The sequence below is a fragment of the Cedecea sp. VD22 genome (assembly GCF_037150195.1).
Classification (GTDB): Bacteria; Pseudomonadota; Gammaproteobacteria; order Enterobacterales; family Enterobacteriaceae; genus Cedecea.
In genome coordinates, this window is the sequence record NZ_JBBCPX010000002.1 from 463,129 (window position 1) to 475,316 (window position 12,188).

Consider the following 12,188-nt stretch of genomic DNA (forward strand, 5'->3'; position numbering starts at 1 on the left):
AGTTTGTTTTATGTTTTGCCAGTGATATTAATTTGAATACGACAGACATTATTTTTATTTATTTCCCTCACCTCAATCGCCCCCTAATATATCGGGAGGACTGCCTATGGCATAACAACAACACAAATATATTATGCATTACTTAATTCAGGTTGTAATTATTACATTCACTCAGCAAAAGGTATATATCATGAGCACAATGATTAAATTTAATCTGACTAATCAGAGCAGCACTCAGCAGGACTTTTTCTTCTTTCAAAAACCCGCTATATACAGTGGTGGAAGTAATGTCTACTCAAATAGTATCCAGAGTATTGTACTGGCACCTTATTCGACCAGCAGCAGCACTTATACTTTTCTGATTAATATGCAATTTTATGCCGGAGTTCAACAGGCAAATACGCCTCCTGTGGTAGGAAAACAATCAGGATTTTTATCCGCTATCCGCCCTATCGACCTGACGCCGGCCACCGGCACCCCGTCGAAAGGAAACTCCACCAGCCTGTCGCTGAATCCCTTTGGGTTAAGCTCGCCAGTGACAGACGCGGAGGCGGAACCGGGATCGTTTCGCATAGTCTCGCCGGTCTTTAGCCCTAATCTAAACCACGTCAACGGCGGCTCTGCCGTTATGCTGGGCGATGGCAGCGTCGTACTGTCAAACTTCACCACGGTGTTACCAAACCAAAACCTGGACTGCCAGCCAATTCTGAAATACTACATCCAGACAGGGTCATACCAGTCCGGCACGGTAATGAACTTCACCAGCTCATCCAACAGCGCTGCGCTTTGTGACGCCACCGAAGGAGAGTCAATTTTTGACGTTACTTATAATGCCGACGGTACATGGACCGTGGTATCGAGCTGTTAAACATAAATATTGAGCTTCTGCACGGATTTATTACCCCTGCAGAAGCTCTTTATTTTTATGGCCTGTTGCTTATCATCAAACAATAGCATTTAAATGAGGTGTTCAATGTTAAAAGAAAATGATCTGGTCAATGTCGACGACCTTACATCCTGGGCTAAGAAACATGATTGTAAAGTAATAGAAAATAATGGCGATACTTATATAGGCAACCCACCAACCGCCACCAAATACCCTCACTTTCATATTTTTTCTAATGGAAAAACTAATCTGAGTGTCGGATCATCTAAAAATGAAACAGTGGGTACCAACCAGACAATCGACCCGGAAAAGCTGCGGCAGGCCTGCGAGCGATTTAGCCAGTGGCCTATTGTCGCCCCACTCAAACTGGCCATTGAGTGGGTATTAAACCCTGAAAGGAATAATTAATCTTGTTTGAAAATAACCTTATAAGGATGGCGGTTTATTCCGCCATTTTTTAACGACTCAGCGCATCGGCTTCGACGCGGCGCCCTTTGTTTTTTCCGTCGTCAGGTACAGCTCCAGCAGTGTCTGCGCTTCGTTGAGCACCGCTTTACGCTCTGCGTCATTCTGCAGATTGGCCGCCGCCGCACCTTTGAGCATTTGCAGGATAACAATGGTCATCAGGCCGGCACGTTCGGCGGATAAACTGGGGATCACAACCTGCAGCGCGGTGGAGAACCCGCCGCGCATGGCATCCCTGAACTGAAGGCGGGCCGCTTCATGCTCGCCACGCTCTTCCACCAGCCTCAGGGCAAAGGTTCGCTGTGACTGCAGCGAAAGCACAAAGCGAGTGAACAGATCCGCTGCGGTGGGAATGTCCACCCCGGTAACGCTGGCCTCCAGCACTTCCAGCCGGTCGATCACTTCGCGGGTGTACTCCAGCAGCAGCGCGTCGGCCAGCGACTCTTTGTTGGGGAAAAACCGGTACAGCGAGCCAATGGCCGTGCCGGAGCTGGCGGCGATCTCGGTCATGGTCACGGCGTCAAATCCCTTCTCGCCGAAGAGTCGTGTGGCCGCTTCGGTTATCGCCGCCACACGAAGATGGCCACGCAGGCGTTTAGGCTGGTTTGCCGCTAAGGGCGCTGGTTTCGTCATAAAATATTTCGTATCAATCCGCTAACATTTATTCGCATAACGCCCATTGAGATATGCGAGGGCATCCTCTAGAATCTGAGTTATGCGAGAACATCCTCGCATAACTTAACTCTCCGAGAGTTTAAGCCACGACTCCGGCGTGAGCCAGCTTAAACCGAATATTCTTCCGCGCTGCGGGCGGCTATACAACGATGAAGAAACAAGATCCTGCCACACCTAACGGTTATCGCCTGCTGTCACCGCAGCGTATGCAGTGGAGCACGCTGATTATTGCCACCGCGCTTTTCGGCGGGCTGCTTACCTGGCTGAATATTCCTGCCGCCCTGCTGCTCGGGCCGATGGCCGCCGGGATTGTGGTCTCCCTCAACGGCGCAAAAATTCAGCCCAACGGCACGCTGTTTCTCATCGCCCAGGGCATCATCGGCTGCATGATTGCCAGCAAAATGCCCCGCAGCCTCGCCGACACCTTCGGCTCTCACTGGCTGCTGTTTATTGTCTGCGTCTTTTCGGTGATTTTTATCTGTATGCTGCTCGGCTGGATAATGACCCGCATGCGTATCCTGCCCGGAACCACCGCGCTCTGGGGATTAAGCCCCGGCGCAGCCACGGCCATGACGCTGATGGCCGAAGCCAACGGCGCAGACACACAGCTTGTCGCCGCCATGCAATATCTGCGGGTGATTATGGTAGCAAGCGTCGCTTCCGTGCTGATGAAAGTCTCAGGTGAGCACGTCCCGGCCACATCTGCGACGATCGATCTTTTTGCACACGGCTCTTACGTTGCGATGGCTGAAACTTTCGGGCTTATTGCCTTCGGCTGTATTGCGGCCAAACTTCTGCGTTTACCTGCCGGAGCGCTGTTGATCACGCTGGTCGCTGGCGTGGTGCTGTCGCAAAATAACTGGATTGAGATCGCGCTTCCGCAGTGGGTGCTGGTGCTGGCATACACCATCGTCGGCTGGCGCATTGGGCTGAAATTTACGCGTCCGCTGTTAAAACATGCCGCCCAGGTACTGCCGCGCATCGCGGTCAGCATTGTGATTTTGATTGCCCTTTGCGGCCTGATGGCGGCGGGATTGGTGGTCGTGGCCGATATCGACCCGCTCACCGCTTATTTAGCCATGAGCCCCGGCGGGGCCGATTCCGTGGCAATTATCGCCGCCTCCAGCAAGCACATCGACATCGCCTTTGTAATGTCGATGCAGATGACCCGTTTTATTATTCTGGTCGCCTTCGGGCCGATCATCGGTAATATCATGCAGCGGCAGGCGAAGAGGTGAAACTCAGTTTCTGACTGAACGCCATTTCATCGTCTCTTCAATATAACTTTCGATATGAATGTTGTGCTCCCTGTTCACTCGCGCAATAAATACCGGGAGGAAGTCGGACGAAGTGTGAAGCGTATTCGCGACAAGGCAGTCAAAATCACGCTGAGTGAAACGAAGATTTCCCCTCAATGTCGAATGCTGCAGCAAAGTGTGTGCAATCACCTCAAGGGCGGCGCGCCTGTAATCATCCGTACGCAGAACATCCAAATCAGTTGGGAGAATCTCAAAGTCGAAAGAGTGGCTTATAAACCCTGATTCAACGGGTTGCGAGTAAATCAGTCGCTCCCCCTCCTGATTCACATGAGGTTCCCACCCGTCACCCAATAATCGAACTGATTGCACGACTCCCCCTCTTTTTTGATTCTTTTTCACCCGCACAAGTGATGCTAAAACCTCTCCAGCCACCCACAATTTTTATCTGACTCAGCGAACAATTAAGATTATCGGCCACCCGAACCCATTATTGAGTCCGGGTATTGCCGCTGTTCAGAATACTGACGGGAAACCGGGGTTAATCCGCTTCGCTCTCTGCACGATTATTTTTAAGATCGATTATCTGCCCAATCTGGTCGTGATAAACCGTTAACTGGTTATAGCGGCTCATCTCGGACACCAGCTGCGTCGGCAGGTTAAAGCTGCGGGCCAGGTCGCCAGGCTGAAACGGTTTGTGTTCATCGAGGTATCGGTCGCTGTACCTGCGCAGGCTGTACTGATACCAGAGGATCAGCAACCAACCGTTGATGGCCGCAATCAGCAGGTACAGCAGCACGGAATTGAGCGACTGCGCGACGATTTCCCCGCGCTGGTCGGGCAATAACATCAGCTGCAGCAGCAAGTTTTTCCATACAAAGTACAAAAAACCGGCCCAGGCAATAGCGGTTATCAGGCCATCGAACAGGCGCGGTCCCAGTCGATCTTCGGTCAAAATCAGCGTGTTGGTCTGCATCATATTCTTCCTTTTCCACGGTCAGGACTTACCCAGCGCGCGCGGGCGCGGCGGCGTTTAAGCATCACTTTCGGGAACGACACCAGAGTGGTAAACAGGCCTATCATCCAGTACATCAGCGGGAACCAGACGATCCAGAACAGCGACCCGGCGATCTGCTTTTCATAGCGCCGCTCAATGAACAGGCTGATCAGGAACTGCATCAGGCACATTACGCCCAGCAGCAGCCCGGTAAACGCCGGCGGAAAGAGCGTTTCAACCACCAGGTTTGCCGGCAGCGTGGTCAGGTGGCTGGCAATAAACAGCAGGATGGTGATCGCGTAGGCGAAGGCCCACACCGTCGACAACACGTACTCCATAAACAGCGGCCACATCCGGCGGTGTTCCCAGCGGAACAGGCGACGCAGGTTGACCAGAAACACTTCCGCCCCGCCCTGCGCCCAGCGCAGTCGCTGTTTCCAAAGCCCTTTGAGCGTTTCCGGCATCAGGATCCAACACAGCGCGCGCGGCTCAAAATAGAGCGTCCAGTGATGCAGCTGCAGTTTCCAGCTGATATCAATGTCCTCGGTGATCATATCCGGGCTCCAGTAGCCGACGTCCGCCAGCGCCTGGCGGCGAAAAGCGGCTATCACGCCGGAAACGGTAAAGACACGGCCATAAATGCGTTGAGTGCGTTTAATCAGCCCGATGATCGAAGAAAACTCACCGACCTGGATCCGGCCAATCAGGTTCGAGCGGGTGCGGATCCGTGGGTTTCCGGTCACGGCGCCCACATTGGGATGCCGAATCAGCGGCATCACAAGGTAAGCCGCCGTGTCCCGCTCGAGTAAGGCATCCCCGTCGATGCACACCAGCAGATCCCCGCGTGCGGCGGCGGCCCCGGCCTTTAGCGCTACGGCTTTACCCTGATTCGCCGCCAGATGAATCACTCGTAGTTTTGGGTATTCCACCGCGAGCTGGTTCAGGATCTCGGCGGTGTTATCCCGAGAGCCGTCGTTGATGGCGATAACCTCGATGTTGGTGTAGCGCTGGGCCAGCGCGGCCTCTATCGTTTCCCGGGCGTTTTTGCCTTCGTTAAAGCACGGGATCAGAATAGAAATCAGCGGATTACCTTCCAGCTGCGGCGGCGGCACTTCTTTGCCCCACGGCCAGTGGCGCTCCAGCCGATACCAGAAATAGAGCCCACCGGTCATCCACAGGACCGACATGAACAGTGGCCAGAAGAACACAAAATCCAGCAGGATTTTCCCGGTAAATACCGCCGCCATACCGAGCGGCAGCCCAAAGACCAGGCCCAGAATCAGCAAGGAAAGAAGACGATCAGTCATTGTTTGGGTACCAGTAAGAGGACATTTCAGGTCTGATATGTGAAATATCAGGCTGGTTATTGATGAAGTCGTCCGGGTAATAGCCGTAGTGTTTCACCCCATTCAGCTGCAGCAGCTGCATCCATTCCACCAGCTGTTTATCCGCGATGCCTTTCTGCGTCTTGTGGTTCCAGTCGCGCGCCTGAAGCTCAAAAATGGTTTTATTCATTCCCGAAGGCTTCGCCGCGACGGCTTTAATTAGCCGTTCCAGCCAGCTATTGCTCTCTTCCAGCGGCACGGACTCCATCAGCGGCATCGCCATCGGCACCGTCCAGTCGTAAGCGGCCAGGAAATCGTCAATGTTCTGGGCGAACCACGTCTCGCTCTCTGGCTCCAGAATCGGCAGTGCAAAGATATTTCGGGCGGTCTTTATCTGCGGGCCACGAATATTCCGCACCGCGTCGGTCAGCGTGCGCGTGAATGAGATCAGCGTCTGGCTTTTAAAGCGCGTCCAGCTTCGCAGTTCGGCAGGGTTTTGATGAATGTCGCCGATGCTGCCCTGGAACCCTGCCTGCCGGTAGGCGGCCATGGCGTCCGGCCCGGCATCTTCAAAGTCCGTGAGGAGCGCGTCGTCGTGAAAAAGAATGCCGTCAAATACCGCATGTCGGGCGAGATCTTCGTAGATGTCGATTATCTGATGGCGAACCTGTCGGTTCCATGGGGAAAGCCGTAGATAAGGGCTGGTGGCCCGCTGCGTCTTCCCGCTGGCGGCGTCCCAGCGTTGCACCCTGGGCAGCGCGGCGTTCAGATCAAAAGAGAGTACCGGCAGCCAGGCGAACACTTTGGCATCGCCCCTGGTGCGTAACTGCCAGGCGACAAAGTTAAACAGGTCAGCGCGTACGGGCAGCCAACGGTTGGGAAAATAGAGCGACTTGATATTGCCGTCGCCAAGCGGGTCTGAGAACGCCTGCAAAAAGACATGGCTGATTTTCATGTCATATACCCGCTGCACCAGCGCATCGATATTCTTCGCCTGCTGCACCGGGTTCGGGTCGTAGACGTAGTCGAGATCCACATGCATAACGCGCACCGGATCGGGCTCCCGGACGAGGCTCACCATGCTGGCGAACGCTTTGAGCGTCGGGTTACCCGAGATCAGCACTCGCGGGATATTGTCCAGGTCGCGGGCGTCAGCGAGACCATCATTGAGCGTGAACGCCAGCTGGTAGCCCTGCTTTTTGAGCACGCTAAGCGAGGTGCCGTTGGCCGCGCCATAGGGCCAGACCCAGGCGCGAGGGGCCTTCCCGCTGAGCTGTTGAACTTTGCGACTGATTTGGCGCACGTCGTCGTCAATACGGCGGGTGAATTGCTCGTCACTTTCATACTGACCGGTGACTTTATTCCACGCCCGGTTGGCCACCGCAGGCTCACGGCTTCCCTGGGGATTCGCCTGAATACCGTAATGTGAAGCCCAGGTGTGCGCCCCTATCTCAACCAGCGGGGACTGGCTAAGCTCGCGCACCATATCCCAGGTGGCAAACTTATCGCGGGCGGTCATAAGCCCGCCAAAATCCACCTTCTTCCCCGGCGGGGTGTCTACCCAACTGCCCACGGGCGCCCAGAGTGCGGGCACATTGTATGCTTTAAGCAACGGCCACACGCGGGTGTAGAAGCTGCTGTAACCGTCATCGAAGGTGAGCAAAAATGCCTTTGGCGGCAGCGGCGTGCCGCCCCGGTGAGCGTCCAGAATCGACTGCACGCTTACCGCGCGGTAGCCGTTTTGCAGCAGCCAGCTGATTTGCTCGTTAAGGGCGCTGGTGCGCACCGCCAGATAACGCTGATCGGGATCGCGGTCTTCAACGTCATGGTAAGCCAGCACCAGAAAATGGTTCTTCGGCCAGGGCTGGTTGGCTTCAGGCAGCGGCCGCGCTTTCGGCGGCAGAAAATGAATCTCCTGCGCGCCCAGGCCAGAAAAGGTCAATAACCAGCCAAAAACGATCAGGCCGAGGCGAAAACTGTTGGTCAGCATGTTTGTCCTTAAAATCGTAAATTTGCATCAAAAGCGACGGCGAGATGCGTTTCCCGCTTGCCGTCCCAGGGGCGCTTTTCCCAGTTGAGCATGGCCCCGGTGTCGAGGACGTTGTTCCACTGGATACGCTGGCCATATCCCAGGGTTGTCATCGCCCCCGCCCCATAATTTTTTTGCCGGTAAATACCCGTTCCGGCGCTAATCTGCTGGCTCCAGACGGTGTCATAGCGCTGGTACAGCACGTGATTAGCGGCGAGCGTCGGCGCGGCGGATAAGTCCCATTTCGGGCTGTAATAGGCGGTGTCGGTCTTGCTGTTGGTGCTGTATGCCACGCCGGGCTGCAGGTCGAGCGTGATCCGCGCCGTCTGCCATAGCCGTTCTTTGCCCTGGAAGGTGTATTCCTGCCGGTGGTTATGGTCCGAAAACCAGCTGGTCGCGGTCGCGAGCTGATATTCACGCCGTTCATTTTGATGCCAGCGCACCCACAGGTTGGCCTGATTCGCACTTACCCCGTTGCGTAAAGCCCGCAGCGGCGTTGCCCGGGCCAGGCGTTCCACTTCGCCTCCTACTCGCCAGCTGTCGTTGAAGCTGTGCCAGGCCGAAACCCGCCCGCCAGGCTTATTGCCACCGTTGAAGTTATTGTTCGCCAGTTCAAGCTCGACCCAACTATTGCGCGGCCGCCACTCTATTCCCCCAAACACGCTGCGGCTTAAGCCCTTCCCTTCTTCAAAACGACCGCGCTCAAAACGGTGACCGCCAAACAGCCTCCAGCTGTCGGCTACCGGTGGGCCGTAAACCGCCATATCCCAGCTAAAATCGTGCGCCCCGCTGACGGGCGTATCAGAGTGGATCCCCTGCTGACCGTTAAGACGCAGTTCGGACATTCGGTGAATTTCGCGCGTTCGGTTCAGCCGCTGAGAAGCGATATCCAGCGGAGCGCGCAGCATCACATCGTCGGTCAGCAAATCCATTTGCCGCCACTTGTGCAGATCCTGCGCGACATAAGCCTGCTGCCGCTCCAGCTCAAGGTTGGATGGCTCAAGCACCTCCGCCTTTTTTAACTCTCGTTCAGCGGCCAGCGGCAGCCCGCGCGCCTGCAACACCCTGGCATAATCAATACGTAACCCCTGGTTGCCCGGCGCGGTACTGGCCAGGCGCTGGGACAACGTTTCTGCTGCTGGCAGCGCATTGGTTGACAGGAGGTATTGCAGCGAGAGCGTTTTAGCTTCCAGCCAGCGATCGTTTGGTTCGGGATTCGGGGAACCCGGCACGTAGCGACGATAAGGCGTTGTCTGAGTCAGGTTTTGCAGATAACGAGCGGCAGCGTCGTACTGTCCGCTGTCCAGCAAGGCATAAAACATCGCCTGCTCATTCTCATTCGTCGCGCCGCTGAACAGCTGCGGCGTTAGCGCCTGCGCCCTTTCTACCTGCTTTACCGCGAGGTAAGACGCAATAACCCAGCGTAAAGCCCAGGGTGGAACGCGCACGCCTTTTGAGGCCAGGGCTTCATATTCCTGAATGACCTTTGGGTAATGATTGTGGGCATAAAGTGCACCAAGCCGGTCTATTCGCGCTCTGGTAACGTCCTGCTGAGCCTGCGGATTACCACGCCATTCGGCGAGCAAAACGTCGTAACGATCCAACGCCCGCTGCGCGACGGTAAAACGAGCTTTTTCCTCTCCTGGAGGGATCTCAGCCATGCGCACCCTTTCGGCCAACGCGTTAAGTTCCAGACTTCTGCGCTCATTTGCCGGAAGGTTCGCTTGCCTGGCAAACGCCAGCGCTGGCGTATTCACCCTGTTCACGGTCAGGCTGGATATCAGGTTTTGCAGCGCCGTTTTATCCCCTGGAGCAAGCGCGATGGCTTGTGTGTCGCTTAGCAACTGGTCCCAGGTTTTTCCCTGCCGAAGATAGACATAAGAGAGCGTCTGCCAATGCGCCAGCGTCGGCTTTTCCCCGATCAAACGCAGGGCTTCATCTCTGGCCTGCCAGGCTTTTTGCCCGTCGGCCAGCGTTTTAATTTGCCCTATACGATAGTCATCGTTTCCAGGCGAGAGCTGAAGCACCCGCTCCCAGAGGGAAAGTGATTCCGTCCAGCGATGAAGGTTACGCAGGGATTGCGCCGTGGCGGCGACCCCACGAGCCGGGATAGAAGTACGCTCCTGATAACGCTGCCACACGCTGACCACTTCATCATCACGCCCGGCCCAGGAGGCGACCTGCAACCAGTCGGCCACCTGTTCCGGGTGCAATGCTCTTTGCTGTGCCTTATGTTTTAAGGCGTCAAGCAGGGGTTGATAATCCCCATTTCGTGCCTGTAATACCTGACTGTCATAGCGTGATGTTGCCCCCACCCCTTGCGCTGAAAGCAGCCCTGGCATGATTAAAAATAACGACAGCTTCACGCCACGATAAAAGAATAACTTATTGATACTCAGCCGCTGTTCCATAAATATCTATTATTCCATTATGAATGAGCATAGTTTATCCGCCGCGTTAAATGCCGGATATCGGCACTAGCGGATGTAATTCACACGGTAAAACACTCTTTTGATATGCAGAGTATTTATTTAAACGGGCACACCTCACTTAACGTCTTTTTCTGCATCTGGCTTTAGGAACAAACTCAAAATAGCGGAGATTACACATTAGGTCAGACAGCAAGAATGATAAGTCACCATGAATAATTTTGTGAACACTTCCTGACGGCCAAAAACATGCTTTTAAGAATACTCTGTACCGACTTTTCAATGAATAACTTTCAATACAAAACAAAAACACAAGCAACTGATTTAAAATGAAAAAAAACCACATCAAAAATATAAAAATGATATGGGAGATGTTTTTATCAATATGTTTAAGTGAAAATCAACGTATTAATCAGGACATTTCCTGGCAAAGATTCCTAATTTCCACACCACAGACTTCTCTCTTATTTCATTTTATTTATAATTTCCTACATCAGGAATAAAGAAGGATATCTCTTTGACCCTAACGCTTTACCAATAATTAATATCAACCCCAACACTTACCTAAAGGTTAGTTAGCTCATTTTTAAAGAAATAATAGTGACACGCTGTGAAAACGCATACCCCTGGTTTCAATGGCCAGGCATTTGGATTGTATGATATTAAAGGAATACACTGCGGTGAATGCGACAATTTTGATCACACAAGATCGCTATCTTTACCAGGGAATAAAAAACTATTTTCCTGATGTTATTCGGCTGTACTCCGTCGACAGAAGAAGCTTCAGCTATGGCTACAAAGAGTACGCTGTCTTGGTCGATAGCCGGTTACCACTGGAGCAGTGGGAAAACATCATCACCAGCGCAGAGAAAGCGGAGGCACCGGTACGTTGCATCATGCTGGATATGCGCCACAGTGAACTCTCCCCACTGAGACTTAAGTGGAGTCTCGATATGTCGATGCCGTACCGGGACATTGAAGGACTGTTCTGGCTGCTGCAAAAAGTGAAGCTAGATCGCCAGGCCGGGGAATGGTTTTATGCCATGCGCCTGAGTCAGGAGGAGCGGAAGATGATGATGTGGCTAAGAAAGGGTTTACCTATGGAAGCCGTGGCGGAAAAGCTCTGCACGTCACTGAAAAGTCTTTATCGCCGACGGAATGAACTTTACGAGAGATTGGGATTGGCCAACTTTAATGAGGCCTGCTTGCTCATTTATACCGACGAAGAGCAACAGTACCCCTAGTTTGGGCAGTGTGCCATGAGGCCGCCGCCCGTCGGGCTTATGATTGCTGCAATGGCAAGGTGGTCATACAAGTTTGACTGTCGTCGAAGGTGGCAAACGCGGATTGCGCGGTGCGGCCCTGATAGCTGACGCTGACCGTCCCTTCGGTATTGCGCGGCAGCCACACGCCGATGAAGCCGTTTTGCTGGCTGGTCAGCGTTTTATTCAGGATAACGTTGCCCGATTTATCGGTAATTTTGACCTCAAATGGCGTATTGACCATCTCACCCAGGCAGCCGGAAAGGCTGTGATTGAAGCAGGGATGCGTTTGCTGCAGGTATGGCGCAAACGACAGATAGAACTTATCCCCCAGCGGGTAGCTAAACTTCTGCTGCCCGTCCGAAAGCACCAGCGCACGGCTGGTCACACCGGCGCTAAAACCCAGCGGGCGAGCCTGCGGGGACTGATCGATAGCCTCAACCATTTGCTCGGTAGTTTTTCCCGCCAGCCCGTGTTTCGCCAGAAAGGCATTTGCCTCAGGTGTGGCCGCCAGTGCAGACCCGCTAAGGGCCAGCGCCAGCCACGCCGTCATGATACGTATTTTCATCCTGTTTCCTTTTCCAGAGTAAGGTTTAACAACCACTGACGCGGACGTTACACCTTCCCCTTGGGGGAAGGTCAAAGGCATGGCAGTAAAGAACGGTAAGATTCTGTATTTATGAAGTTTTAATTGATCTCAATCAGCTATTTTTCGACATTTCTAGTCCGCCTGAGCGTCAAACAATAGCGTCACGACTCCCTTCCAGGTTGAACCTGGGGATTTCACCATCGTTTCAACGCCGGGTTTCCGGACTTTAAAATCAACCTGTGAGCGACGATGAACAACAAACTCGCCGGGAGGTA

At 53.7% G+C, this 12,188-nt stretch carries 11 protein-coding genes; 4 read left to right on the forward strand and 7 right to left on the reverse strand.

Annotated features, from left to right (window positions below):
* Window positions 1-190 precede the first annotated feature (190 nt).
* A complete protein-coding gene (locus WFK85_RS08260; protein ID WP_008459313.1) occupies window positions 191-868 on the forward strand; it encodes a hypothetical protein in 678 nt (225 codons plus the stop codon).
* A gap of 105 nt (window positions 869-973) precedes the next feature.
* The gene (locus tag WFK85_RS08265) at window positions 974-1,294 is read left to right on the forward strand and encodes a hypothetical protein (protein WP_166992842.1); all 321 of its coding nucleotides are present in this window, start codon (window positions 974-976) and stop codon (window positions 1,292-1,294) included.
* 57 nt (window positions 1,295-1,351) lie between these two features.
* Here WFK85_RS08265 and WFK85_RS08270 read toward each other — a convergent pair whose 3' ends face one another.
* Window positions 1,352-1,984, reverse strand: coding sequence for a TetR/AcrR family transcriptional regulator (locus WFK85_RS08270; RefSeq protein WP_336707371.1), 633 nt, complete (start codon window positions 1,982-1,984; stop codon window positions 1,352-1,354).
* 191 nt (window positions 1,985-2,175) lie between these two features.
* Between WFK85_RS08270 and WFK85_RS08275 the strand changes: the two genes are divergently transcribed.
* A complete protein-coding gene (locus WFK85_RS08275; protein WP_166992847.1) occupies window positions 2,176-3,264 on the forward strand; it encodes an AbrB family transcriptional regulator in 1,089 nt (362 codons plus the stop codon).
* Between the two features lie 3 nt (window positions 3,265-3,267).
* On the opposite strand, the gene WFK85_RS08280 is transcribed toward WFK85_RS08275, so the two are convergent.
* The 5 genes from WFK85_RS08280 to pgaA form a co-directional block, all read right to left on the reverse strand.
* A complete protein-coding gene (locus tag WFK85_RS08280; protein ID WP_336707369.1) occupies window positions 3,268-3,654 on the reverse strand; it encodes a hypothetical protein in 387 nt (128 codons plus the stop codon).
* Between the two features lie 169 nt (window positions 3,655-3,823).
* Window positions 3,824-4,258, reverse strand: a complete 435-nt coding sequence (gene pgaD / locus WFK85_RS08285) for a poly-beta-1,6-N-acetyl-D-glucosamine biosynthesis protein PgaD (protein ID WP_166993004.1) — start codon at window positions 4,256-4,258, stop codon at window positions 3,824-3,826.
* Window positions 4,258-5,586, reverse strand: a complete 1,329-nt coding sequence (pgaC, locus tag WFK85_RS08290) for a poly-beta-1,6-N-acetyl-D-glucosamine synthase (protein WP_166992850.1) — start codon at window positions 5,584-5,586, stop codon at window positions 4,258-4,260. The genes pgaD and pgaC overlap by 1 nt, the downstream gene beginning before the upstream one ends.
* Window positions 5,579-7,594, reverse strand: coding sequence for a poly-beta-1,6-N-acetyl-D-glucosamine N-deacetylase PgaB (gene pgaB, locus WFK85_RS08295; RefSeq protein WP_336707367.1), 2,016 nt, complete (start codon window positions 7,592-7,594; stop codon window positions 5,579-5,581). The genes pgaC and pgaB overlap by 8 nt, the downstream gene beginning before the upstream one ends.
* 8 nt (window positions 7,595-7,602) lie before the next feature.
* On the reverse strand, window positions 7,603-10,044 hold the full coding sequence (pgaA, locus tag WFK85_RS08300; RefSeq protein WP_336707365.1) for a poly-beta-1,6 N-acetyl-D-glucosamine export porin PgaA: 2,442 nt from the start codon (window positions 10,042-10,044) through the stop codon (window positions 7,603-7,605).
* Between the two features lie 698 nt (window positions 10,045-10,742).
* Between pgaA and WFK85_RS08305 the strand changes: the two genes are divergently transcribed.
* Window positions 10,743-11,306, forward strand: coding sequence for a helix-turn-helix transcriptional regulator (locus WFK85_RS08305; RefSeq protein ID WP_336707363.1), 564 nt, complete (start codon window positions 10,743-10,745; stop codon window positions 11,304-11,306).
* A 37-nt stretch (window positions 11,307-11,343) separates the two neighbouring features.
* Here WFK85_RS08305 and cueP read toward each other — a convergent pair whose 3' ends face one another.
* A complete protein-coding gene (cueP, locus tag WFK85_RS08310) occupies window positions 11,344-11,892 on the reverse strand; it encodes a copper-binding periplasmic metallochaperone CueP (RefSeq protein ID WP_336707361.1) in 549 nt (182 codons plus the stop codon).
* Between the last annotated feature and the right edge of the window lie 296 nt (window positions 11,893-12,188).